Source organism: Nakamurella sp. UYEF19, from assembly GCF_040546275.1.
GTDB lineage: Bacteria > Actinomycetota > Actinomycetes > Mycobacteriales > Nakamurellaceae > Nakamurella.
Genome location: NZ_JBEPNO010000009.1, coordinates 32,334 through 55,556, shown reverse-complemented (window position 1 = coordinate 55,556; position 23,223 = coordinate 32,334). Strand labels below are relative to the sequence as shown.

Below are 23,223 nucleotides of genomic sequence, written 5' to 3'. Positions count from 1 at the left end.
AGGTCTTCATGATCCAGTAAGAGCAGCGCTGATCACGGCGCGCCCGATCGGACCGGCGACAGCGCCGCCGGTGGCCTTGAGGCCGAGGTCGCCGCCGTTCTCGACCAGGACGGCTACCGCCACCTGGGGATTCTGCGCCGGTGCGAAGGCGACGTACCAGCAGTCCGGCGGCGTGTTCTTGGGGTCGGTACCGTGCTCGGCGGTGCCGGTCTTGGAGGCGATCACGATGCCCTGGAACGGGTTTCCACCGGTGGAGTCCTTCTCCGACTGGACCATCATGTCGCGGATCTGGTTGGCCACGGCGGTCGGCATGGCCTGGTTGACCGTCGTCGGCTGGGTCTGGGCGATCAGCGAGAGGTCGGGTTTGGTCGTCTTGTCCACCAGGTACGGCGCCATCCGTTTGCCCTGGTTGGCGATGGTCGCCGTGATGACCGCGTCGGCCAGCGGCGTCAGCGCGACGTCACGCTGACCGATGCTGCTCTGGGCGACAGCTGCCGAGTCCGTCATCGGACCGACCCTGGACCCGACGACCGGCAACCCGATGTCGGACCCGGCCGGGTCGATACCGAGAGCTGTTGCCTGAGCACGGATCCGGTCGCCACCGAGGGCGATCCCGACCGTCGCGAATGCGGTGTTGCAGGAGTGCGCGAGGGCTTCGGTCAGCGTGACGTCGGCACCGCCGCCGGCACCGCAGGTCTCGCCCTCGAAATTGGAGAGGGTCGCGCCGCCGGTGCCGGGGAGCGCCATCTTGGCGACCCCGGTGACGTTGGACAGCGGGGTGTAGCCGTTCTGCAGTGCGGCGCCGGAGACGACGAGCTTGAAGGTGGAGCCCGGGGGATACACCGTCCCGGTTGCTCGATTCAGGCGGACCGACGGCGTCACGGAGTTGATCCGTGCCGACTCGGCCCGCTGCACGGCCTCGGAGTGGCTGGCCAGCGGGGTCGGGTCGTACGCGGGCGAGGTGGCCAGGGCCAGGATCGCGCCGGTGCTCGGTTTGATGGCGACGACGGCGCCGATGAACTTCTTGTTGGTCAGACCGTTGTAGGCCGCCTGTTGCACGGCGTCGACGATCGTCAGCTGGACGTTGCCGCCGCGCGGGTCCCGCCCGGTGATGAGGTCGGAGAAGCGGTCGCCGATCAGGTTCTGGTCGTCGCCGGAGAGGATCGAGTTCTCACTGTGCTCGATCCCGGAGGTGCCGGTGCCGTACAACGAGGAGAAGTAGCCGGTGACGGCCCCGTAGGTCGCCCCGAGTGGGTACTTGCGCTGGTACTTGAAGCTGTCGTTGCTAGGGACGGATTGGGCCAGCACCGTGCCCTTGGCCGTGGTGATCTGGCCGCGGGGCTGCCGGAACTCCTCCTGCGCGGTGCGCTTGTTGTTCGGATCGGCGCGGTAGGCGGAGGCCTTGACCACCTGGATGTAGGTGATGTTGGCCAGCAGCAACAGGATCAGCACGGTGATCGCGGTGCCGACCCGGCGCAGGGGTCGTTTCATCGGCTGACCTGGTTGATCACGCGTCGGCCTTGGCGACGGGGACCATCTCGGTCTTCGCCTCCAGCAGTGGCGTCTTCTTGACGGGCCGGGGCGCCGGCGGGCGACGGGACGAGTCCGAGATCCGGATCAGGAGCGCCAGGATGATGTAGTTCGCCAGCAGGGAGGAGCCTCCGTAGGACAGGAACGGCGTGGTCAGGCCGGTCAGCGGGATGAGCCGGGTGACGCCGCCGACCACGATGAACATCTGGAACACCAGGCAGAACGAGAGCCCGCCGGCCAGCAGCGACCCGAAGCGGTCCTTGACCGCGATCGCCGCCCGCAGACCGCGGCCGCCGATCAGCAGGTAGCAGACCAGGATGGCCGACAGCCCGACCAGGCCGAGTTCCTCTCCGAGGGCGGCCGAGATGAAGTCGGTGGAGGCGAACGGCACGAGGTCCGGCCGGCCGTTGCCGAGCCCGGTGCCGAAGATGCCGCCGGTACCGAGCCCGAAGAGCGACTGCACCAGCTGGTACCCGGTGTTCTGCGGGTCGGCGAACGGGTGCAGCCAGATGTCCACCCGCACCCGGACGTGGGCGAACAGCTTGTACGCGACGAACGCGCCACCGGAGAAGCCGATCAGACCGATGAGCAGCCACGACACCCTCGACGTCGCCACGTAGATCATCATCAGCAGCACACCGAAGATGAGCAGGGAAGTGCCGAGGTCGTTGCCGCGGACCAGCACGGCGAGACAGATCAGCAGGGCGAGCAGCAGCGGCCCGAGGTCGCGGGCGCGCGGCAGGACCAATCCGAAGATTTTCTTGCCCGCGTTGGCCAGCAGGTTCTGCTTGGAGGCGAGGAAGGCGGCGGTGAAGATCATCAGGGCGATCTTGGCGAACTCGCTGGGCTGGATGGAGAACAGGTGCGGGATCTTGATCCAGATCTGGGCGCCGTTGACGGCCGAGTACTTCGCCGGCAGCACCCCCGGCAGGGCCAGGAACACCAGCCCCAGCAGCAGCAGCGTGTACGAGTACTTCGCCAGCACGGTGTGGTCGCGGATGATCACCAGCACGCCCAGGAAGAGCAGCAACGCGACGCCCGTCCACAGCAACTGGGCCGGGGCCTGCGCCGTCGGCGCTTCCTGGCCAGCGGCCGCCGCCTTCACCGCAGCCGCCAGGTCCAGCCGGTAGATCATCACCAGGCCGACGCCGTTGAGCAGCGCAACCAGCGGCAGCAGCACCGGGTCGGCATAGGGGGCGAACTTCCGGATCATCAGGTGCGCGAAGGTCAGCGCCAAGAGGTAGCCGCCGCCGTAGTAGGCGAGGTGGAAGGTCAGGCCCTTGCCCTGGTTCAGTTCGACGATCACCAACGCGGCCGTGACGATGACGGCGGCGAAGATCAGCATCCAGAGTTCGGCGCTGCGACCGGTCCGTCGGCCCCGTCCCGGCGCGGTGTCCCCGGACGTTGCGCCCGCTGGGGGTGAGACGGCGGGTGGAGCGGTGGAGCGGCTCACGAGACCAGCCGACAGGTGATGCCCGGTTGCGCGACCGGGCTGACCAGCGGGGCACCGGTCGAACTCGACCCGCTGCTGGCCGGCGCCGTGTTGGTCACCGTGGTGAAGACGGTCACCGTCGGGGTGGCGCCGGGGGCGCCCGCCCTGGTCACCGGGCCGATCGTCACGGCGCCGGACACCACCGGTCCCGATACCGCCGGCTTCGACGCCGCCGTTCCGGATGCCGCCGGTGTGCCGGTGGCAGCGGCCCTGGCGACCAGGGTGAGAAGGTTGCCCGCGCGGAGACGCTGCCCGCTGTCGGCCGTCCCGGATCCGCTCGTCGGCGACTGGTCCACCGTGACGGTGACGGTCGTCGTGACGGGAGTTGGCGGCGTCAGCGTGATGGTGGTGAGGGTGCGGGGTGCGGTCGTCCGGGGCGCGGTGGTGGCCGGGGTGGTCCGGGCGGGGGTGGTCCGGGCGGGCGTGGTCCGGGCGGGCGTGGTCTTCGCGGTGGTGCGGGCGGGGGTGGTCCGGGCCGGTGGGATCTTGGGAGTCACCTTCACCGTCGTCCTGGCCGGCGTGGTCCTCCCGGCGGTGGTCCTGGCCGGGGTCGTCTTGGCGAGGGTGGTCACCCTGGACGACGTGGTGGGCGGCGCCGCGGTCGGCGGCAGGGACGTCGGTGACGGGAACGACGGTGCACTGCTCGGCAGCGCTCCACCGGAGGATGGTGCCGGCCCCGAGCTCACCCCACCTGAACTGCCTGCGCCGGAACTGGTCGCGCTGGAACTGGCAGCACCGGAACTGGCCGTTCCGGTGACGCCGCCGGCGTTCGTCGGGCACGGCGGCAGCAGTTCGGACGTGAGCCGCGTCATCACGGCCCTCGCGTCGGTCAGGGTGCCGACCGGGATGCCGGCCGCGACCTGGTCACGCGCCGACTGCACCAGGTCGGTGATCTTCAGTGGGGTGCAGGGCGTCGCCGCAGCCGCGCACGAGTTCTCCTGCACCGAGGCGAACTTCCAGCCGAGCAGTGATCCGTTGACGCCCTTGAAGACCGCGACCTGGTCTTCGTTGTCGCCGACGTAGTACTTGGTGCTCGCCCAGAGGTAGGAACCCGTCAGGCCGACTCCGACGAGTACGACGAGAGCCAGCCCGAACGCCCACCGGCGGTGCCACCGCCGCCGTGGGGGCGCGACGAGCATGGTCCGGTCGCCGGTCGCGGTCGCCGGCTTTCCGTCGGGGGCGAACGCCACGCCGGCGTCGTCATCGGAGTTCGACCGGTAGCCCGCAGCGTCCTGCTCCTCGAATTCGTCGTCATCGTCGAATTCGTCGTCGTCCTGGAATTCGTCGTCGTGCGGCTGCGGACCCTCCTCGATCGAGGCGTACTCCGGCTTGGCCGGCACGTCCTCCGGGATTGGCGGCAGCGGCACCCGCGGCATCTTCTGGGTGAGGTGGATCGCCTGCATCGGGCCGGTCGCCTCGGGATCGATCCCGCCGGCCGGCAGCCCGGTGGTCGCCCCGCCGGTCTCCACCACGTCGGCGACGATCACCGTGACGTTGTCCGGACCACCGCCGACCAGGGCGAGCTGGATCAAGGTGTCGGCGACCTGGTCCGGATCGGGGCCGCCGAGTGCGTCGGCGATCGACTCCGGCGAGACCACGTCGGACAGGCCGTCGCTGCAGATCAGGAACCGGTCGCCGGGCGAGGTCTCGCGCATCGTGATCGACGGGTCCATCGCAGTGCCGTTGAGGGCGCGGAGCAGCAGCGATCGCTGGGGGTGGTGGGCGGCCTCGTCGGCGGTGATCCGGCCGTCGTCGACCAGGGACTGGACGAAGGTGTCGTCGTGGCTGATCTGGTGCAGCACACCGTTGCGGTACAGATAGGCGCGGGAATCCCCGACGTGGGCGAGCGCGACGACCGGTCCGTCGAACAGCAGGGCCGTGAGCGTGGTCCCCATGCCGTCGAGCTCGGGATTCTCGTCGACCATCTCGGCGATCGCGGAGTTGCCCTCGCGGGTGGCGTCGGTGAGCGGTCGCACCATGTCGCTGCCCAGGGCCAGCTCGTCCAGATCGACGAAGGCCGCCACCACCAGCCGGGAGGCGACGTCACCGGCGGCGTGCCCGCCCATGCCGTCGGCGATCACCAGCAGTCGGTCACCCGCGAACACCGAATCCTGGTTGTTCGCCCGCAGCAGACCCCGATCGGTACGCGCGGCGTACCGCAGAACATGGGTCATCGGCGGGATTCACCGCCATCGGCGAGCATTGAACCGTCATCCGCGCCGAGGAGCGCGTCGCTGTCGGCGCATCGGAGCGCGTCCCCGTCGGCGCATACAGAACGGCCCTGCGCATACGGAACGGCCGATTCCAGACCAATTCGGGCTCGAAACGGGTCAGAACGTATGCGCCGCGCACTTCGGTATGCGCGGATCATGGGCGCAACTCGATGACGGTGCGGCCGATGCGTATCGGCACGCCGACCGGGACGGGCGTCGGTGCGGTGATGCGGGCGCGGTCCAGGTAGGTCCCGTTGGTCGAACCGAGATCCTCGAGCGCATACCCGTGCCCCTGCTGCACGATCCGCGCGTGCCGGGTGGACGCGTAGTCGTCGTCGAGAACCAGGGTGGAATCCTCCGCGCGGCCGATCAGGATGGTGCCGCTGCCCAGCCGCAGCCGGGTGCCGGCCAGCGAACCGGCCGTCACGACGAGGATCGCCGGCACCAGGGAACCCGGCGAGAGCGGAGCCGGACCGCGGGCGTCCCGCCGACGGGGCCGCTGCGCGCGACCGTCGGAGGGCCGAGGATCCGCGGCCAGCTTGAGATCGGCCCGCACGACCCTGACCGCAGCCAGCACGAAGAGCCAGAGCAGGATCAGGAATCCCACTCTGGTCAGCTGGAGGATCAGCGCAGGCATGGCTGGTGGTGGCTACCGTTGGGTGTTGAACACGACGGTGGAGTGACCGACCCGGATGACGTCGCCGTCGGCGAGCTGCCAGGTCTGCACGGTCGATCCGTTGACCGAGGTGCCGTTCGTCGAGCCGAGGTCGTGCATCACCGCGACCTGACCGTCGAAGTAGATGTCGACATGCCGACGGGAGACCGACGTGTCGGGGAGCCGGAAGGACGCGTCCTGGCCACGGCCGATGATGTTGGACCCGCGCTGCAGCGCGTAGGTCCGGTGCGACCCGTCGTCGACGCTGAGCATCGCCTGCAGGTCCGCCTGCGGCTGTCCGTACTGCGGCGGCTGGGCGTAGCCCTGGCCGTAGTCCGGCTGTCCGTACTGCTGGGGCGGCTGGGCGTAGCCCTGGTGGTAGTCGGGCTGGACCGGCGGCTGACCATACTGCTGCGGCTGCCCGTAGCCCTGGTTGTAGTCCGGGGCGGGCGGCTGCGCCGGCTGGCCATAGGGATTGGAGACGGGCGCGCCGTACTGCCCCGGCTGTCCGTACCCGGCCGGCGGCTGCTGCGGCTGTTGTCCGTAACCCTGCCCGTAGGCCGGGTCGTAGGCAGGCTGCTGCCCGGAGGGCGGGTAGGGAGCGTTGGGCTGCCCGTAACCGGGCGGCGGTCCGTAACCGGGCGGTGGACCGTAACCTGCCGGAGCGCCGTACCCGGGCGCCGGCGGCTGGACAGCCGGCTGCTGGCCCGAGACGGGCTGACCCGCCGGGGGGTAGGGCTGCCCGTAGGCAGGATCAGGCTGCTGCCCCCAGCCGGCGGGTGGCTGGCCCGGCGGATACGCCTGCTGCTGGGCACCGCTGGGTGGCTGGTTGGCCGGCGGGCGACCGTCCTCGGGCTGCTGGGTCATGGATCGCACTCCTGCGCTTCGATGGGCACTGCGCCGGCCGACGTCCGGGTCGACGAGCGAGCTGATGCGGAACTGTCCGGTGTGCAGTACATCGGATTCCTCCAGTGTGACGGCTACGTCACCGAAGGTCTGCCATCCCTGCTCGTCCAGATACTCCCTGATCATGGTGGACAACGCCGAGGCGACCCGATCTTCGTCCTGGCCGACGTCGTCCTTGTCGGACGGACCGAGCCTGACGGTGTAGCGATTCGGGGCGATGGTGCGGCCGCCCTGGTGCTGCAGATGACCGGCCGCCTCCGACTGGAGGGCATCCGCGACCTCGGCCGGATGCACGGATCCGCCGAACAGCCGCGCGAAGGTGCCGGCGACCGCCCCCTGCAGTTTCCGTTCGAAACTTCCGATGACGCCCATCGTCACCTCCTCCCGTTGCTCGGGTGCATGCGTCGCACCGGATCGTCGTCCGCACTGATCTCCGCACTGATCGTAATGGTGCGTAGTAGAGGACGTCCCTGCCTTGGGCAGGTTCCCGCGCGCCCGGCCGGGCCTGTCGCGCGCTGTCATGGGCCTTTTCTCGGGTTTGCCGGGCTCCCTGGTGGGCACAACGGGCCCTGCTCCGCAGATTTCTGGCGGGTCGTCCCTGCGTGTTAATCTCATCCGCGTTGCTCGGGCGAGTGGCGAAATGGCAGACGCGCACGGTTCAGGTCCGTGTCCTGGAAACGGGGTGAGGGTTCAACTCCCTTCTCGCCCACTCTGGTTGAGACAGACGACAACGGCCCCGGCCGGCGAGAAATCGCCGCTGGGGCCGTTCTCGTTCCCGTGGGCTTTGTCCTGGCAAGGTCCGCCCCGACCCGGCAGGGTCCGCGGGTGCTGCGAGGACCCTGCGGACGTTGCCGAGACGTGCTGCAGGGGGACGACCGGGTGACTCACCCCGAGTTCAGCTTCGACGACGGCCGGGTGGGGCGGGGGCGCCGGGTCACTCCAGTACAACGTTGTAGCCTTTTCGGCACGGTGACACCCGGGATGGATCGGGGGAGGGGTGGCGGTGGCGGCTACGGTGCACGATGTGGCGGCGATCGCCGGTGTGTCGATCAAGACGGTGTCCAATGTGGTCAACAACTTTCCGAACATCCGGCCCGCGACCAGGGCCAAGGTGCAGGCCGCGATTGCCGAGCTGGGTTATCAACCGAATCTGGCCGCTCGGAGTCTGCGCTCGGGTCGGACCGGCACGATCGGGCTGGCCCTGCCGGAACTCAGTCTGCCGTACTTCGCCGAGTTGGCCGATGCGGTCATCCGCGCGGCCGAACGCCGTGGGCTGGTGGTGCTGATCGAACAGACCAACGGGGATCGAAGCCGAGAGCTCGCGATGCTGAACAGTCCGCGGTTGAAGCTGACCGATGGTCTCCTGTTCAGTCCGTTGGGGATGACCGACGACGACGCAGCGACCTTGAACGTCACCTACCCCTTGGTGCTGCTGGGAGAACGAATCCTGACCGGTCCCACCGATCACGTCAGCATGCGCAACGAGCAGGCCGCGCATGCCGCCACGGCGCATCTGATCGAGTGCGGGCGTCGCCGCATCGCGGTGATCGGCGCCCGCGACGGCGCCGTCATCGGATCCGCGGGATTGCGGCTTCGCGGCTATCGGTCCGCGCTCGAGGAGGCCGACATCCGGTTCGACCCGGATCTGGTCGTTCTGGCTCAGCTGTGGAACCGAGGCAACGGTGCAGCTGGGATGCGTGAACTCCTTGCTCGCGGAGTACCGTTCGACGCCCTGTTCGGGTTGAACGACACCCTGACGCTGGGCGCGCTACGGGTCCTGCAAGAACATGACCTGAAAGTTCCCGATGACGTCGCCGTGATCGGGTTCGACAACATCGACGAGGCGCAGTTCTCGCTGCCCAGTCTGAGCACCATCGATCCGGGCCGCCCGGAGATCGCCGAGATAGCGGTACAGCTGCTGGCCGACCGGATCGCCGGCGCGGCCGGACCGACGGAGCCGCGCGAACTGCTCGCGCAGTTCCAGCTCATCCGACGCGAATCCACCGCGGTGCGCGACACGGTGACCGCGTCCTCCTGAGCGGGATCTGCCGCGCTCAGGGCGTGGAGCACGCGGCACGACGCCGTTCGAAAACTCGGTCTTGACAGTCCGCGCTCAACGGTCCATTCTCGCCCTACAACGTTTACTACAACGTTTACCTGGCGGTCGAGCCCAGGTCAGCGGAGCCGATGCCGCGCCCGACATTCGGCCGACGACGAAGTCGAGCTCGCCCGGCAGCGATGCCGGCGAGGAGAAAGAGGCCTTGAAGAACATGAAGAAAACTCTGGCGGCGCTTGCCGCGGTCGTGGCTGCGACGATGTGCATCAGCGGCTGTTCCAGCTCCAGCAGTGCGGCGCCGTCCGCAGCGTCCGGGCCGGTGGCGTTGACGTTCTGGCACGGGTACACCGAGGCCGACGGTGGGGTGCTCAAGAAGATCGTCGACCAGTTCAACGCTTCCCAGACGGGCATCAAGATCACCACCCAGGTCAAGACCTGGGCCGTCATCGGTGACACCCTGCTGCCGGCGTTGTCGGCGAGCAAGGGCCCCGACATCGTGGCGATGCCGGCCGAGCAGCTGCCGGTGTACGCGGCCAAGGGTGCGTTCGCCTCGCTGGACAATTCTACGCAGCCGCCGACAGCAACACCGGCGCGCTGAACCCGCAGGCCGTGAAGATGGAAGTCGTCAACGGCGTGAAGTACGGCATACCAACAGGTTTCGTTCCGCTGTCGGTGTTCTACAACAAGGCGATGTTCAAGGCGGCCGGTATCACCGCCTTCCCCACCACCTGGGACCAGTGGGTCGCCGACGCGCAGGAGCTCACTGTCGACAAGAACAACGACGGCACCCCGGAGCAGTACGCATGGTGCTCCCCGATCACGCCACCGTCGGCAACGGCGTCTGGGCCAGCCTGTTCTACGGCAACGGCGGCGACATCGTGTCGGGCGGAAAGGCCGTGCTGGACTCGCCCGCGAACCAGGCCACGTTGAAGTATTGGTCGGCGGCGATCGATGACAAGCACATCTCGCCCAAGGGTGTCGACGGCGTGGGCGCCGACAAGCTGTTCAGCTCGGGCAAGGCGGCCATGGAGATCGGCGGACCGTGGATGGCCTAGCGCATCGACAACGGACACACCGATCCATTCGCGGTCAAGATGTGGTGCCTTGGCAACGAAATGGACGGACCGTGGCAGATCGGCCACCGCTCCGCCGACGACTACGGCAAGCTGGCTGCCCGGACCGCCAGTGCCATGCGGCAATTCGATCCGGAACTGGAGTTGGTGGTCTGCGGGTCCTCCAGCGCCGACATGCCGACCTTCGGTGAATGGGAACGCGTCGTGCTGACCCACACCTACGACCATGTCGACTACATCTCCTGCCACGCCTACTACCAGGAACGAAACGGCGACCTGGCCAGTTTTCTGGCCTCCGCGACGGACATGGACCGGTTCATCGAGGCTGTCGTGGCCACTGCAGATCACGTCAAGGCAGTCCGCGGCAGCGACAAGACCGTCAATCTGTCGTTCGACAGCGACAAGACCGTCAATCTGTCGTTCGACGAATGGAATGTCCGGTATCTGGATCGGTTCGGCGACGTCGACAAGATCCAGGGCACCGACAACTGGCCGCAGGCACCGCGACTGCTGGAGGACCACTACAGCGTCGCCGACGCCGTCGTCGTGGGCAGCCTGCTGATCACGCTGCTCACCCACGCCGATCGGGTGACCAGTGCCTCGCTGGCCCAACTGGTCAACGTCATCGCCCCGATCATGACCGAGCCCGGCGGGCCGGCCTGGCGGCAGACGACGTTCTACCCCTTCGCCCTCACCGCCCGCTTGGCCATCGGGTCGGCGCTGTCCGTGCACCTGGAATCCGATACTCACCAGACCGACGTCTACGGGGTGGTTGCGGTGGTGGATGCGGTCGCCACCCACGACAGCGCGACCGGGCGCAGCGCGGTGTTCCTGGTCAACCGCAGTCAGGACGAGGACGCCGCCGTCACCATCGACCTCTCGGCCCTGGGTGGCGTCTCGGTGCTCGAGGCCAGCATGCTGAGCGACGACACCAGCTCTCGACGAGGAGAACCGAATGAACGCGAGAGTGTCCGCCCCGCTACGGCCCAGACGCCCAGGGCGCGGACCTGGCCGACTGTCGGCGTTCCTGGTCGCCGCCGTCCTGGCACGATCGCGCCGGCCGGTCCGGCCTTCGCGGTCACCACCGGCAACGGAGCCCCTTGACCGATGTCGCGCTGGTCACCCAGCCCGACGCGGGCGGCCGCAAGGTCGGCAACATCACCAACGCCGACAGCACCGTCAGATTCGCCCTCGTGGCCCCCGGCGACGCGGCATGATGCAATCGTCGGCAACTTGGTTGTGCTCGCTACCTTCATCGCCTGTACCTGTTGGTCTGTGTCGGCCCACTGGGTTGAACGTCCGGTGATCTCACCCCCCATTCACCCGGCAGGGCAGCGTTGCCTCGTGCTGCGGTGAAATCGTCGACCGCGGTCGTCCGGGGTCTGCCGCACAGGTAACCGACCGGCCAAAACTCAAGATCGGCGGGTCGTCACCGCCGGACGCGTACCGTTCCTGCCGTCCGTCACGTCACGAGCCGGGCGGACACTCGGGCCGGCGCGGTCCTCTAACCTGACGGGACATGAACCTTCGGTCGATGGCAACAACGTTCGCAATGGTGGCCGCCGTCGCCGTCGCAGTGGCCGGATGCGGCGAGCCCGGTCCCGCGACCGCCACGTCAGCGACCTCGGACCAGACACAGCGACCCGTCGAGGTGACCGACGCCAACGGCATGCGGCCGGGGGTCGTCCCCAGTACCCGGGTCGAACCGCCCTCCGGCGCCGACCGTCCGGACGGTGCGGCGCCGACTCCCGATCGCAAGCTCTCCGCCGATGAACTCAAGGCATTGATCGGCACTCCGGCATCCGCCGGGGCGGCCACCGACCGCTGCTCCGCCCGCGACGTGAGCGTGGCGCTGTCCGGGAGCGAAGCCGCGGCAGGACACCGGTACGCCCAACTGATCGCGGCGAACACCTCCGGCAGAACCTGCACGTTGGTCGGCTGGCCGGGATTGGGACTGCGCGGGGCATGGGGAACCGCGTTTGCCACCGTCGTCGAGCGCAGCACGATCGGTGTTGACCGGATCGGCGTGCCTCCCGCAGATGCCGCCACCGCGGTGACGATGGCTCCGGGGGGCCGAGCCGCCGCCGAGTTCGAGTGGACCGGGGCGCTCGCCGGAGTCCGGGACGAGCCGGTGTCGCTGATCGCGGTGCAGTTCACTGTGGACGGCGACCCTGCAGTGGCCCTTCTCGACCCGGACGAACGCGTCGACATCGGTCCGGAGACGACCGTACGGGTCGGGCCGTGGGGGCAGGCGGGTTGATCGGTGCACAGAGCCTGCCGACCAACCCGGTGCCGACCGGACCCGTGCTGGCCGAGGTTGCCACGGGCTTCCGCGGCCGCCAGCCAGCGACCCTGGCGTCCGCCGGCGCTGAGATCCACCGGGGCTGGCAAGGTCTGCCCCTACCTGGCAGGGTCCGCGGGCGCTGCGAGGACCCGGCGGACGCTGCCAGGACGCGCCGAAGGGATGCAGACCTTGTCGAACGGGGTCTGGTCAGAAGAGGAGGCCGGTTTCCGCGGGCTCCGGCGTTCGGGGGGTGGGCTGCACAGATGCGCGGGTCGGTACGGCCGGAGACCCGGGCCGATCAGCGGGTTGATAGGCCTGGCCATTCGATGCGTCAGGCATCGGTTCGTCGGCCGAGAGAGGCCAGGTGCCGTGTTCGGTGAACTCGGCACGGCGCTCCGCGGCGGCGCGGGCGCCACGGCCGGCGAGTTCGTCCGCCCTGACGTTGAGGGGATGCACGGTCTCGTCGCGGAGGTGGGCCTTCACCTTCACGAACTCGACCGGGTCCCGGCGCCCGTCGATCAGCCGGTGGATCTCGCGGATGATGTCCAGGTTGGCGAGCGGTCCGGTCCTGCGCACGTACCCGGCGCGCTGCCAGCCGGCCTTCCACGTCGACGAGCAGCCGATGGCGTAGGCGGAGTCGGACTGGATCTCCAGCGGGTGCTCGGGGAAGTCCCTCAGCACGGTCAGGATCGCCATCAACTCGCCGACCTGGTTCGTCCCGGACGGGCGGCCGCCGAAGGAGTACCGGCCGTCGTGGCAGACGTAGCTCCACCCGGTCGGCCCGTCGGGGTTGCGCAGGCACGAGCCGTCGGTGCCGAAGGTCAGTGTCGGTTCGATACCCATGACTTCAGGCTGTCACACCGCGGGCGTCCGTCAGAAGTCGGAGGACGTCGGCGCGTTGATTGGCGGGCCGATCAATACCGTCGGCCGGGCAGACCATTCATAGCCGAATTCACGACGAACGGCGGACGGGCGTCATCGATGAATGACGATGCTCCATACAAACGTTTCCAATGAACGAATATCTATTCGGCACAATGGTGTGCCCATCGACGCGGGTAGGGATGCGCCAGGGTCACCGACTCTCGGATGTGGGTCGGAGCAGCTCGGCGTGGCAGCGGCTCCAGTCACGCAGGCAGGGCATTCGCAGCGAATAGGTCGTGCCCAACAGAGTGCTTGCATAGGTAGATCCTGGCTTCGATGTGGACTTGATGGTTGAATTCCACAGGACTCCGCACCGTTGCGGCGACAGTTGTAGCAAGGCCATCGCGCTGGGTCACGGTCTCGTGCTTTACGCTCCTCGTGCCCGAGGGGTGGGACGTGCCTTTGCGGTAGGCGAAAGTGTGGAGGGATCGGATTTCATGGCAGTGACCACTCGAGCGGCTCGCCGCTCGGCCGAACCGCAGGCCGATGCCGCCGACATGGCCATGGAGCTCATGGCGCAGCTGGCCAGACGCACGGCCTTCGAGTTCGCCAGTCAGCTGGCCCCGCTGGGTCTGACGCCGGCACAGTTCGCCGTCATCGACTTCCTGTTCGGCAGCGGCGGGTCGGCGACGCAGGCGGACATCGCCCGGTCGGTCGGGGTCGAGCAGCCGACGATGGCCGCCACCCTTCGGCGGATGGAGCGCGACGGCTTGATCGCCCGGGTCGCCGACCCGTCCGACGGTCGACAGAGCTTCGTCTCCCCGACCCCTGCGGTGAAGCGGAAGAAGGCACGTCTCGCCGCCGCCCACCAGCGCGTGGAAGCCACCATGATGGCCGCACTCAACGTCGCTGAGCAGGCAGAACTCAAACGTCTGCTCGGCAAGGTTCAGGCGGGCGCGCCGGTCCGCAAGGCGCAGGGTCGCGGCTGACCCTGGCGTTTCCGGCCGGATCGGCACGCCTACCGGGCCAGGACGTCGTCACCGAGAGCGGGAACGGCGGACACCCTCAGGTCGTTCCGGTATCGGGGTAGTTCTCGCTCGGTGAGTCCGAGCTCGGACAGGACGACCCGTCGTCGTTCCACTGCCTCGTCGTCCTCGAGCGACGTCATCGGGACCGCACGTCGCTCTGCATCGAGGAGGCGCTCCCAGACCGGGATCTGCACCTCCGCCACCATGAATCCGCAGTCTCGCAGCTCTTGAACGGCCAGACACCCCTGGGCGATCTCGGCCCGGACGGCTGCCGTGGTGCCCGGTAGCAAGGTCGTCGCGACGGCCGGGTCCGCATCGAGAACTTCCAAGGCCGCGTCGAGGGCGTGTCGGGCCAGCTCCTGTCGGGCATCGTCGTCCAGTGCACGCAGCAGTTCGGTCCAATCCAGCGTGGTCTTCGCTCCGACGGCATCGGCCGCATCGACGGGAGCCGCCGCCCACGCCGTCATGCGGTCGGCCATCGATGCCGCCACCGAGCGCACGAGTACTTCTGCCGCTGGCTGGCTGAGGCGCGGTCCGACGACGGAGGGCACGGCAACACCCGACTCATCGGCATGTCCAGGAACGAGCGGTATCACGTCATAGGCTCCCGCGTGGGGGACGGAGACTCCGGCGGTCCGTCGATCGAGAACGTACGCCGGGAGAATGACGGCCGCACAGCGTTCCTCACGATCCAATCTATGCAAAAAATCGAGAATCTATGAGACAAAGTGTCGCAGAAGTCGAACACAGGGCTGGTGAACAGGGTAAGAATCAATGGGCCTGTGCGCCGCCCGCTTTATATGCCAAGCCGGTCTGGATTTCAACGCGGCCGTTGAGTCGCCAGTTCGCATGATTGATACGACGTTCTTCCTTCAACACGACCGTTGAACTGCAATCGTCTCACCCCCGGTGCAGCAGAACCACGGTCCCGGCAGACCCGATGTCCACGTAGCCGTGGTTCCTGGCGTCGGCGAGCCAGGCCAGTTGTCCGTCCGTCCCCAGCGGGAAGCCCAGGTTGGCGGTCTCGGAGACGATGTACTCGGGCTGCGAGACCGACAGCAGCGTCCGGCCGATCAGCGTCACGTGCTCGCGGTCGGTGAGCTGCGGGACGAGCTGGTTGGACGCTGCGACGGTTGTCCCATCGGGGATCCGCTGCAGCAGGGCGTGGGTGGCGGCCGTCGCGGGGTTCGTCGTCCACAGGGTCGAGGTGAAGGCCGGCGCGAATCCGTTCTGCGGGACCAGGTACAGGGTGACGGCAGCGCTCGCCGCCAGGATCCACCGGATGCCCGACTCGCGGCGTCTCAGCACGTCGACGAAGGCGGCGAACACGATCGGCATGAGCACCAGACCGTAGTGGTACTGCACGCCCCAGTACGCCTGGTCGGTGGCGAGGAACCGCCACAGGATGGTCGGCACGGCCAGGACGATGATCGGCGATCGCACGGCGAGGAAGACGGTCGGCGCCAGGAGCAGGACCAGCGTGACGATCTTGATGTCCGGGGTCAGCAACGTTGCGGCCTGGTGGACGATCGACGTGCCGAACTTCGACGTCTTGGTGTTGTGTCCCAACGGATTGAACGCCGGGATGATGACGAGGACCGCCAACGCCGAAGCCAGTCCACCGCCGATGGTGGTGAGCAGACCGAGCAACCGGCGCCCCCGCCAGGCGACCAGCAGGCCGAGCACGGCCACGGTCAGGCCGAGATCCTCTTTGACGAAGACGAGCGGGGCCGCCCAGACCACTGCGGCTGTCAGCCGGCCGTCACCGAACGCTACCGCGGCAAACGCGAGAAGCGGTGCCGCGAAAGCCACCTCGTGGAAGTCGAAGGTCACCGCGTTGGCCACGCCGAAGCTGAACCCGTAACCGAATCCGACGACGAGTGCCGCGCCCAGCCCGACGGAGCGGTGCGCCCACTTCATCAGCGGCACCACACCGATCGCGATCAGGCAGCCCTGGGCGGCCAGCAGCGTGGCGGGTGAGTCGTGAATCCAGTACAGGGGGGCGAGCAGCGCCAGCACCGGGGAGAAGTGGTCACCAAGGACGAGAAAGTGCGGGCCCTGGATGGAGTTGTACGGTAGGCCCCAGTGCGAGTACGAGCGGACCGCCTGGTCGTAGATGCCCAGGTCGTAGGCACTGGTCAGCAGCTGCGCGTGCCGCCGGATAGAGACGGCAGCATAGAAGACCGTCAACGCGGCGGCCACCGCCCATGGCAGTACGGCCTGCAGCCGCGAAGTGGCGGGTTCCGCTGCGTCCGACGCCGTTGATCGAGACCTTGCAGGAGCGCCCGACTTCGAAAGGCGCGAGACGGCCCGCTGGGGGCGGGTGCTGGTCAGCTCGGGCGTCTCGGACATGTCCTGAAGGTTATCGGGGAACCAGCACCAGGCCGAGTAGCACGTTTTCCACGCTGGAGGCCAGGTCCTGGACCGCCTGCTCGTCGCCGCACAGGTGTTTGAGCAAGCCCTGCTGGAACAGCCCGTCGAACACCGCGTACGCGATCGACCGCGACACCGCGAGCGGCCGCCCGGCCAGCTCGGAATACCTCAGCACGATGCGCCAGATCATCTGCTCGAGACCGTGATCGAGCTCCAGGATGTCGGTGCGGAACGACGGCTCGAACAGGCTCTGCGACCGCATGTCGTACCAGAGCCGGTGCAGGTGGGCCTCGTTGCGCAGGGTGGCGGCCATCGCCTCGCCGAAACCGGCGGCCAGCTCGCCGGGAGTTGCTGCGCAGGCGACGATCTCGTCGTACCTCGTCACGCACTCGGTCTTGTACCTGCGCACGCAGTGCAGGATCAGTTCGACCTTGTCGCTGAAGTAGTAGTGCAGCACTCCGTGCGAGAAGTTCGAGTTCTGGGCGATCTCACGAAGGCTGGTGCGCGCGTAGCCCAGTTCGGAGAGAGTGAGCAGGGCCGAGTCGGCCAGCTGATCGCGCCGTTCGGCGAACTTGTCGATCTGGCGGCGGGTGACCCGCGCGCGACCGGCATGCACCACCTGCGTCACGCGCACCGCCTCCTGTCCTACCCGTGGCTGTCCCACCCCTGGCTGTGGATCAACCGACCGTAGACGGCAGTACCCCGTTCACGGCGATTTATCTGGCCAACTGTCAAGGAAATCCTTGACGACTGTCCAGAGATGGTTGCATCATGACCTGCATCACGTCAACGAAGACGAAGGAAAAGGAGTTGTCCATGAGCGTGTACGACCTGACCGGGCGCAAGGCCCTTGTCACAGGTGGAGCCCAGGGGTTGGGGGCCGGCATGGCGCAGGCCCTCGCCGCCGCCGGCGCCTCCGTGGTGATCGGTGATCTGCAGATCGAGGCCGGAAAGGCCACGGCGGATGCCATCTCGGCCACCGGGGCAACTGCCGGCTTCGTCCACCTGGATGTCACCGACGAGCACAGGTGGGGCGAGGCCATCACCGGCACCATCGACCAGATCGGTGGACTGGACATCCTGGTCAACAACGCCGGTCTCGAGATCTCAAGCCTGATCATCGATCTCGACCCCGCGGACATCCACAAGATGCTCGACGTCAACCTTCTCGGCACCATGCTCGGCCTCAAGCACGCCTTCCTGGCGATGAAGCCGGGCGGGGCCGCGGGCAACGGCGGAGCTGTCATCAACATCGCCTCGGTGGCCGCCACCATCGCGTTCCCGGGTATCTCGGTCTACTCCGCGACCAAGTCCGGCGTCGATCGCCTGACGAGGGTCGCCGCGTTCGAGGCAGGCAAGCTCGGCTACGGCGTGCGGGTCAACTGCATCTATCCAGGCCTCGTCCCGACCGAGATGGGCCAGAACCTCGCGGTCGCGCATGCGGCCATGGGCCTCGCGCCCTCCCCGGAGGCGGCCGCCGGCGACGTCATCGCGGCGACTCCGCTCGGCCGACTGGGCCAGGTCGACGACATGGCCGATGCCGTCGTCTTCCTCGCCTCCGACGGTGCCAAATTCATCACCGGGACCGGCCTGGCCGTCGACGGCGGGATGGGGATGTAGTCCGGCGTGAGCCTGACCGAGTAACTGACAAGGCGGGAAGCACTCGAACTGCCCTGTCCGGGCGGCATCCAAGGCAGCGGCGTGGTCGTGTTGCGTTCCGAGTCCTGATCGCCAGGTCCCTCGGCGCATTCAGGGACGGATGCGGCCGGTGACCCAGTCGTAGCGGATGTCCTCGTCGACGATCGGCGCACCGGCCCGGCCGCCGACGCCGGCGCCGCCGTCCACGCTGTAGAGCCCGCCGGTGATGTAGGCGGCCCCGTCGGAACACAGCCACAGCACCAGGTTCGCCACCTCCTCCGGCTTCCCGGCCCTCGCCAGGGGGAGGGCCGGGATGCGGGCGGCGAGGCTCTGCGCCATCGAGGGCGGTAGCGGCTTCGGCTGGGTGTCGATGAGCCCGGGACTGACGCAGTTGACCAGGATCTCGTGGGGAGCGAGCTCGATGGCGGCCACTCGGCTGAAGCTCTCGGTGGCAGCGCGGCTGCTGGCGTAGGCGGCGGCCCCCGCCGATCCGCGGTTGCTGACCCCGGACGAGAAGTTGACGATCCGACCGCCTTCACCCTGCTCGATCATCACGCGCGCGGCCGCCTGCGTCATCAGGAAGGTACCGCGGCAGTTGACCGCGTACACCATGTCCCAGACCTCCGCGCGTTCCTCGAGGAGGCTCGCATGCGGTGCGACAGCAGCGTTGTTGACGCAGAAGTCCAACCGGCCGAACGCCTCTACGGCAGAAACGATCGAGAGCGCCCCTTCCGCCGTGCTCACGTCACCGACCACCGACACCACGGCATCGCCGAACGGCGAACAGGTGACGGCGAGGCCCTCCGCGTCACGGTCGGCGGCGACCACCTGTGCGCCAGCCTTCACGAAGGCTCCGACGATCTCCCGTCCCACGCCGCGGGCGGCGCCGGTGACCACGGCGACCTTGCCGGAGAAGTCGTAAGCAACGTTCACGTCAGCCTCTGTTCCTCGGGAGCGATGGGACGACACTAGACGCATTGTCGACAATCAGACAAGAGCGGCAGCCTTGACAACGTTTGCAGGATCAGCGGCACCTTGCTCTGGAAGCGCTGTGTCGCAAAGTCATTCGTACGAAACGCGGTAGGGTCACCCGTTTGCCACTCACGGCAGCTGAATGTTTCGCGCAGAAAAACTTCCACTGAACCCATTGACCAATTGTCGACAGAAGACCTACGTTCACATCCATCGCCGCACCGGCCCGTCCGGTCGCACCTGGAAGAGCCCGGCCATCGGCCCACGAAGTGCCATCAAGATCCGAAACGCCACATCCACCCGGAGGCAGGTCCGCTGAGTACAACCGAGGACACCGCACCGGTTCTGCTGCGTACCACCGGCCTGTCCAAGCACTTCGAGGTCCGCCGCAGCATGGGGGCGCGGCTCCGCAACGAAGCCGGGACGTCGCTGAAGGCGGTCGACGGGGTCAGTCTCGAGGTTCGCCAGGGCCAGACCCTCGGCGTCGTCGGCGAGACCGGCTCCGGCAAGAGCACCCTCGGCCGCCTGATGCTGCGGCTGGAGAAACCAACGTCGGGCGCCATCGCGTTCGAGGGTCAGGACATCTTCAGCGCCTCGGGTGCCCGGTCGAAGGAACTGCGGCAGAAGATCCAGATCATCCTGCAGGACCCGTATTCGACGCTGAACCCCTACCGCTCGGTCGGCTCGTCCATCGAAGAAGTGCTGGCCGTGCACGGCACTTCGTCACCCAGGGAGCGCAAGCAGGAGACGCAGCGGCTGCTCGGCACCGTCGGGTTCCCGGCCGAGTTGATCGATCAGCGTCCGGACCAGCTCTCCGGCGGTGGCCGGCAGCGGGTCAGCATCGCGCGGGCCCTGGCCGTCAGGCCGCGGCTGATCGTCGCGGACGAGCCGGTGTCGGCCCTCGACGTCTCGGTACAGGCGCAGGTGCTCAACCTGTTCTCCGATCTGCGGCGCGACCTCGGTCTCACCTACGTCTTCATCACCCACGATCTGGCTGTGGTGCAACGACTCTCGGACCAGATCGCCGTCATGTACCTGGGGCGCGTCGTCGAGCAGGCGAGTACCGTCGACCTGTTCACCCGCCCGCTGCACCCGTACAGCAAGGCGCTGCTGGAAGCCGCACCCGAGTTGCACCTGCGCAAGATCCCGCGGCAGGCCGCGCTCGGCGGCGACATGCCCAATCCGATCTCACCGCCCCCTGGTTGTGTGTTCCACCCCCGTTGCCCGCAGGCCATGGACATCTGCCGCCGCGAGGTCCCTCTCACCATCCGTCCCCTGGCCGGTCGAACCGTGGCCTGCCACCTGCACAGCGGCCCGCCTGCGGAGCCGAGCCCACCGGCTCTGCCTTCTTCGAATGTCCCGCCAACGCCCATGTCCCCACCAAGTTCGAGGGAGAACAAGTCATGACTGCAGTTTCACCGGCTTCGACGGGCGGCGCGCACCACGGCCGCCTGTTCCGGCGCCCGGCCCGGAGGCTCGGCCTGGTCGCCCTGACCGGTCTGGTCACCGGGTCCCTGGTGCTCAGCGCCTGCAGTTCCAGCAGCAGTACGGCTGCCACCTCGCCCAGTTCTGCAGCCGCCGGTGCCACCGGGGCAGCGGGCAGTTCCGCGACGAGCGCGGCCGGTCCGGCCGGCAGCGCGGTCGCCCCGGCCACGGCGGCGGCCTCCGCAGTCGACACCCTGATCATCGCCAACCCGGTCAAGGTCGACACGCTGGATCCGCAGGTCAGCTCGGTCAACGAGTCGATCTGGCTGGATCAGACCCTGTACAGCCGGCTGGTGCAGGCCGACCCGACCGGCACCAAGATCGTCCCGGACCTGGCGACCTCCTGGGACATCGCCAAGGACGGGCTGACCTACACGTTCCACCTCCGGGACGCGAAGTTCTCCGACGGCTCGCCGGTGCTGGCCTCCGACGTGGCCTGGTCGATCAACCGGTCCAAGAAGTACGACGGCGGTTGGGGTTTCCTGATCACGGCAGTCACCGGTGTCACCGCTCCCGACCCCAAGACGGTGGTCGTCAAGCTGTCCAAGCCGCACGCGCCGCTGCTGGCCGACCTGGCCATGTATGCCTTCGCCGCGTTGCCGCAGAAGCTGGTCGAGGCCCAGGGTGACGCCTTCTTCACGCACCCGGTCGGCAGTGGTCCATTCGTCGTCAGCGCCTACGCCCCGGACACCGAGGTCGACCTCAAGCGCAACGACAACTACTACGGCACCAAGCCCAAGATCACGAACGTGAAGATCAAGATCGTCACCAATGACAACACCCGGGTGCTGGACCTGCAGAGCGGCGCCGTCGACGTCATCGAGAACCCGCCGGGCAACCTGACCGCCCAGATCAACGCCAACCCGAAGCTCCAGGTCAATCTGTTCCCGTCCACCCGCGTCGACTTCATCCAGCTCTCGACCAAGAACAAGTACTTCTCCAACGTGAAGGTCCGCCAGGCGGTCCGCTACGCGGTCGATCTCGACCAGATCAACAAGCTCGCCTACCAGGGCGCCGGCACTCCGGCCACCTCGTTCATGCCCTACAAGATGTTGTACTGGAACGATTCCCTGCCGAAGCCCGCAGTCGATCTGACCAAGGCCAAGGCCCTGCTGACCGAGGCCGGTTTCCCGAACGGTTTCACCACCAACCTGATCACGGTCAGCGGTGACGCGGCCGGGCAGGCCGAGGCGGTCGTCATCAAGGACTCGCTGTCCAAGATCGGCATCACGGTGAACATCGAGTCCTACGAGTTGGTCACGGCCTACGGCAAGGAGAAGACCGGCGACTACGGCATCGGCGAGCGCTACTGGACGAACGACATCATCGATCCTGACGAGGTTGTCACCTTCGGCGTCGACGTGAAGGCCGGGTCGAGCTCGTTCGACACCTACTGGAGCGACGCCACCGCCACCAAGCTGACCAACGACGCCCGGTCCGAGACCGATCCGGTCAAGCGGGCCGCGATGTACAAGCAGATCCAGCAGATCGTCTGGGACCAGACGCCCTATCTGCCGATCAACTACCCGCCCTACCGCTACGCCACCGGCAAGTGGGTCACCGGCTTCAACGTCTCCCCGCTCGGCAACTACAACGACTCGCTGCTGACGCTCACCGTGGACAAGCACTGACGAGCACTGGTCAGCACTGAAACCACTTCCATTCGGTAGTAACCCATCTCGGACCAGGACGGAGGACATGATGGCTGGATTCGCAGGTCTCGGGCGCCGGCTGGTCCAGATGATCCCGATCATCATCGGCATCACCATCGTGTCCTTCGTCCTGATCCGGATCGTGCCGGGCGACCCGGCGACGTTGATCCTGGGCAACCACTACACGCCGGAAGCGGCGGCCGCGATCAACACCAACCTCGGTCTGAATCGCGGAATCCTCTACCAGTACTGGGTTTTCGTGAAGAGTGCGTTGAGTGGCTCGTTCGGGCACTCGTACTCGATCGGCGATTCGGTCGGGCATCTGATCTGGCAGGGTCTGGGCCGGACGTTGTTCCTGATCGTGATGGCCGGGATCTTCACCGCGGCCCTGGCCATCCCGGTCGGCCTGTACGCCGGCCTGCACCGCGGCCGCATCTTCGACCAGACCACCAGGGTGCTGCTGCTGGTCGGCTACGCCCTGCCCGGCTTCCTGCTCGGCGTGCTGCTGATCCTGGTGTTCGGGGTGAAGATCCCGATCCTGCCGATCAACGGGTTCGGCGACGGATTCCTCGGCCACATCCAACACCTGATCCTGCCGTCGATCACCCTGGCCGTCCCGTTCTCGGCGGTGCTGGTCCGCTCGCTGCGGGCCAGCGTGATCGAGGCGATGACGGCCGACTACGTGACAACCGCTCTGCTCAAGGGCATTCCGTGGCACCGGGTGGTGTCCAGGCACATCCTGCGCAATGCCGGCATGTCGGTGGTGGTGGTGTTCGGCGTCAACCTGGCGTTCCTGGTCGGCGGCACCGTCGTCATCGAGAACGTCTTCTCCGTCCCCGGTATCGGTTCGTTGCTGGTGAGTTCGGTGTCCACCAGGGACTACCCGGTGGTGCAGGGCCTGACCCTGGTCTTCGCGGTGTTCGTGCTGCTCGTCAACCTGCTCACCGACATGGTCCACGTCGCCATCGACCCGCGCCTCGCGGTGGCCTGAGAAGGGGGGAG

General features: G+C 67.7%; 19 protein-coding genes, 1 tRNA gene and 2 pseudogenes. 12 read left to right on the top strand and 10 right to left on the bottom strand.

The window, feature by feature from the left end:
- Nucleotides 1-6 precede the first annotated feature (6 nt).
- The 5 genes from ABIB25_RS14150 to ABIB25_RS14130 form a co-directional block, all read right to left on the bottom strand.
- Nucleotides 7-1,491, bottom strand: coding sequence for a penicillin-binding transpeptidase domain-containing protein (locus ABIB25_RS14150; RefSeq protein ID WP_354529104.1), 1,485 nt, complete (start codon nucleotides 1,489-1,491; stop codon nucleotides 7-9).
- Nucleotides 1,492-1,507: 16 nt separating this feature from the next.
- Nucleotides 1,508-2,983: an FtsW/RodA/SpoVE family cell cycle protein gene (locus ABIB25_RS14145; protein WP_354529103.1), complete on the bottom strand. Its 1,476-nt coding sequence runs from the start codon at nucleotides 2,981-2,983 to the stop codon at nucleotides 1,508-1,510.
- Nucleotides 2,980-5,196 (bottom strand): PP2C family protein-serine/threonine phosphatase, encoded by a 2,217-nt coding sequence (locus tag ABIB25_RS14140; RefSeq protein ID WP_354529102.1) that lies wholly within the window; start codon nucleotides 5,194-5,196, stop codon nucleotides 2,980-2,982. Before ABIB25_RS14140 ends, ABIB25_RS14145 begins: the two co-directional genes overlap by 4 nt.
- Before the next feature lie 193 nt (nucleotides 5,197-5,389).
- Nucleotides 5,390-5,872 (bottom strand): FHA domain-containing protein FhaB/FipA, encoded by a 483-nt coding sequence (locus ABIB25_RS14135; RefSeq protein ID WP_354529101.1) that lies wholly within the window; start codon nucleotides 5,870-5,872, stop codon nucleotides 5,390-5,392.
- Nucleotides 5,873-5,884: 12 nt separating this feature from the next.
- On the bottom strand, nucleotides 5,885-7,168 hold the full coding sequence (locus tag ABIB25_RS14130; RefSeq protein WP_354529100.1) for an FhaA domain-containing protein: 1,284 nt from the start codon (nucleotides 7,166-7,168) through the stop codon (nucleotides 5,885-5,887).
- Between the two features lie 254 nt (nucleotides 7,169-7,422).
- On the opposite strand from ABIB25_RS14130, the gene ABIB25_RS14125 reads away from it, so the two are divergent.
- From ABIB25_RS14125 to ABIB25_RS14095, 7 genes and pseudogenes are all read left to right on the top strand, one after another.
- Nucleotides 7,423-7,505: transfer RNA gene (locus tag ABIB25_RS14125), tRNA-Leu, on the top strand.
- 294 nt (nucleotides 7,506-7,799) lie between these two features.
- Nucleotides 7,800-8,834, top strand: a complete 1,035-nt coding sequence (locus ABIB25_RS14120; RefSeq protein ID WP_354529099.1) for a LacI family DNA-binding transcriptional regulator — start codon at nucleotides 7,800-7,802, stop codon at nucleotides 8,832-8,834.
- Nucleotides 8,835-9,066: 232 nt separating this feature from the next.
- Nucleotides 9,067-9,450, top strand: a complete 384-nt coding sequence (locus ABIB25_RS14115; protein WP_354529098.1) for an extracellular solute-binding protein — start codon at nucleotides 9,067-9,069, stop codon at nucleotides 9,448-9,450.
- 17 nt (nucleotides 9,451-9,467) lie between these two features.
- Nucleotides 9,468-9,575: pseudogene (locus ABIB25_RS14110) on the top strand (hypothetical protein); the annotation flags it as partial.
- Between the two features lie 80 nt (nucleotides 9,576-9,655).
- The gene (locus tag ABIB25_RS14105; RefSeq protein ID WP_354529252.1) at nucleotides 9,656-9,907 is read left to right on the top strand and encodes a type 2 periplasmic-binding domain-containing protein; all 252 of its coding nucleotides are present in this window, start codon (nucleotides 9,656-9,658) and stop codon (nucleotides 9,905-9,907) included.
- Nucleotides 9,908-11,029: pseudogene (locus ABIB25_RS14100) on the top strand (alpha-L-arabinofuranosidase C-terminal domain-containing protein); the annotation flags it as partial.
- A gap of 430 nt (nucleotides 11,030-11,459) precedes the next feature.
- Nucleotides 11,460-12,185: a DUF4232 domain-containing protein gene (locus tag ABIB25_RS14095; protein WP_354529097.1), complete on the top strand. Its 726-nt coding sequence runs from the start codon at nucleotides 11,460-11,462 to the stop codon at nucleotides 12,183-12,185.
- 231 nt (nucleotides 12,186-12,416) lie between these two features.
- Here the strand turns inward: ABIB25_RS14095 and ABIB25_RS14090 are convergent, their stop codons facing one another.
- Nucleotides 12,417-13,052, bottom strand: a complete 636-nt coding sequence (locus tag ABIB25_RS14090) for an RNase H family protein (RefSeq protein WP_354529096.1) — start codon at nucleotides 13,050-13,052, stop codon at nucleotides 12,417-12,419.
- Between the two features lie 518 nt (nucleotides 13,053-13,570).
- On the opposite strand from ABIB25_RS14090, the gene ABIB25_RS14085 reads away from it, so the two are divergent.
- Entirely contained in the window at nucleotides 13,571-14,062 is a 492-nt protein-coding gene (locus ABIB25_RS14085; RefSeq protein ID WP_354529095.1) for a MarR family winged helix-turn-helix transcriptional regulator, read from the top strand.
- A gap of 29 nt (nucleotides 14,063-14,091) precedes the next feature.
- On the opposite strand, the gene ABIB25_RS14080 is transcribed toward ABIB25_RS14085, so the two are convergent.
- From ABIB25_RS14080 to ABIB25_RS14070, 3 genes are all read right to left on the bottom strand, one after another.
- Nucleotides 14,092-14,652 carry a hypothetical protein gene (locus ABIB25_RS14080; protein WP_354529094.1) on the bottom strand — a complete coding sequence of 187 codons (561 nt, stop codon included), beginning with the start codon at nucleotides 14,650-14,652 and terminating at the stop codon, nucleotides 14,092-14,094.
- A 349-nt stretch (nucleotides 14,653-15,001) separates the two neighbouring features.
- Nucleotides 15,002-16,453: a DUF2079 domain-containing protein gene (locus ABIB25_RS14075; RefSeq protein ID WP_354529093.1), complete on the bottom strand. Its 1,452-nt coding sequence runs from the start codon at nucleotides 16,451-16,453 to the stop codon at nucleotides 15,002-15,004.
- Between the two features lie 10 nt (nucleotides 16,454-16,463).
- Nucleotides 16,464-17,102, bottom strand: a complete 639-nt coding sequence (locus ABIB25_RS14070) for a TetR/AcrR family transcriptional regulator (RefSeq protein WP_354529092.1) — start codon at nucleotides 17,100-17,102, stop codon at nucleotides 16,464-16,466.
- 188 nt (nucleotides 17,103-17,290) lie between these two features.
- Here ABIB25_RS14070 and ABIB25_RS14065 point away from each other — a divergent pair, with 188 nt between their 5' ends.
- Complete coding sequence (locus ABIB25_RS14065) at nucleotides 17,291-18,094, top strand: SDR family NAD(P)-dependent oxidoreductase (protein WP_354529091.1); 804 nt, start codon at nucleotides 17,291-17,293, stop codon at nucleotides 18,092-18,094.
- Between the two features lie 129 nt (nucleotides 18,095-18,223).
- Here the strand turns inward: ABIB25_RS14065 and ABIB25_RS14060 are convergent, their stop codons facing one another.
- Nucleotides 18,224-19,045, bottom strand: coding sequence for an SDR family NAD(P)-dependent oxidoreductase (locus tag ABIB25_RS14060; RefSeq protein ID WP_354529090.1), 822 nt, complete (start codon nucleotides 19,043-19,045; stop codon nucleotides 18,224-18,226).
- Between the two features lie 432 nt (nucleotides 19,046-19,477).
- Between ABIB25_RS14060 and ABIB25_RS14055 the strand changes: the two genes are divergently transcribed.
- The 3 genes from ABIB25_RS14055 (at nucleotide 19,478) to ABIB25_RS14045 (ending at nucleotide 23,212) form a co-directional block, all read left to right on the top strand.
- Nucleotides 19,478-20,491 carry an ABC transporter ATP-binding protein gene (locus ABIB25_RS14055; protein ID WP_354529089.1) on the top strand — a complete coding sequence of 338 codons (1,014 nt, stop codon included), beginning with the start codon at nucleotides 19,478-19,480 and terminating at the stop codon, nucleotides 20,489-20,491.
- Nucleotides 20,488-22,200, top strand: a complete 1,713-nt coding sequence (locus tag ABIB25_RS14050; protein WP_354529088.1) for an ABC transporter substrate-binding protein — start codon at nucleotides 20,488-20,490, stop codon at nucleotides 22,198-22,200. The genes ABIB25_RS14055 and ABIB25_RS14050 overlap by 4 nt, the downstream gene beginning before the upstream one ends.
- A gap of 70 nt (nucleotides 22,201-22,270) precedes the next feature.
- Entirely contained in the window at nucleotides 22,271-23,212 is a 942-nt protein-coding gene (locus tag ABIB25_RS14045) for an ABC transporter permease (protein WP_354529087.1), read from the top strand.
- The last annotated feature ends 11 nt before the right edge of the window (nucleotides 23,213-23,223 follow it).

What these genes read in the sequence shown, in the direction of transcription:
- ABIB25_RS14150 (WP_354529104.1), bottom strand. Translation starts at nt 1,491, where the DNA reads ATGAAACGACCCCTGCGCCGGGTCGGCACCGCGATCACCGTGCTGATC.
- ABIB25_RS14140 (WP_354529102.1), bottom strand. Translation starts at nt 5,196, where the DNA reads ATGACCCATGTTCTGCGGTACGCCGCGCGTACCGATCGGGGTCTGCTG.
- ABIB25_RS14135 (WP_354529101.1), bottom strand. Translation starts at nt 5,872, where the DNA reads ATGCCTGCGCTGATCCTCCAGCTGACCAGAGTGGGATTCCTGATCCTG.
- ABIB25_RS14130 (WP_354529100.1), bottom strand. Translation starts at nt 7,168, where the DNA reads ATGGGCGTCATCGGAAGTTTCGAACGGAAACTGCAGGGGGCGGTCGCC.
- ABIB25_RS14115 (WP_354529098.1), top strand. Translation starts at nt 9,067, where the DNA reads ATGAAGAAAACTCTGGCGGCGCTTGCCGCGGTCGTGGCTGCGACGATG.
- ABIB25_RS14105 (WP_354529252.1), top strand. Translation starts at nt 9,656, where the DNA reads ATGGTGCTCCCCGATCACGCCACCGTCGGCAACGGCGTCTGGGCCAGC.
- ABIB25_RS14095 (WP_354529097.1), top strand. Translation starts at nt 11,460, where the DNA reads ATGGCAACAACGTTCGCAATGGTGGCCGCCGTCGCCGTCGCAGTGGCC.
- ABIB25_RS14090 (WP_354529096.1), bottom strand. Translation starts at nt 13,052, where the DNA reads ATGGGTATCGAACCGACACTGACCTTCGGCACCGACGGCTCGTGCCTG.
- ABIB25_RS14085 (WP_354529095.1), top strand. Translation starts at nt 13,571, where the DNA reads ATGGCAGTGACCACTCGAGCGGCTCGCCGCTCGGCCGAACCGCAGGCC.
- ABIB25_RS14075 (WP_354529093.1), bottom strand. Translation starts at nt 16,453, where the DNA reads ATGTCCGAGACGCCCGAGCTGACCAGCACCCGCCCCCAGCGGGCCGTC.
- ABIB25_RS14065 (WP_354529091.1), top strand. Translation starts at nt 17,291, where the DNA reads ATGAGCGTGTACGACCTGACCGGGCGCAAGGCCCTTGTCACAGGTGGA.
- ABIB25_RS14055 (WP_354529089.1), top strand. Translation starts at nt 19,478, where the DNA reads ATGGGGGCGCGGCTCCGCAACGAAGCCGGGACGTCGCTGAAGGCGGTC.
- ABIB25_RS14050 (WP_354529088.1), top strand. Translation starts at nt 20,488, where the DNA reads ATGACTGCAGTTTCACCGGCTTCGACGGGCGGCGCGCACCACGGCCGC.
- ABIB25_RS14045 (WP_354529087.1), top strand. Translation starts at nt 22,271, where the DNA reads ATGGCTGGATTCGCAGGTCTCGGGCGCCGGCTGGTCCAGATGATCCCG.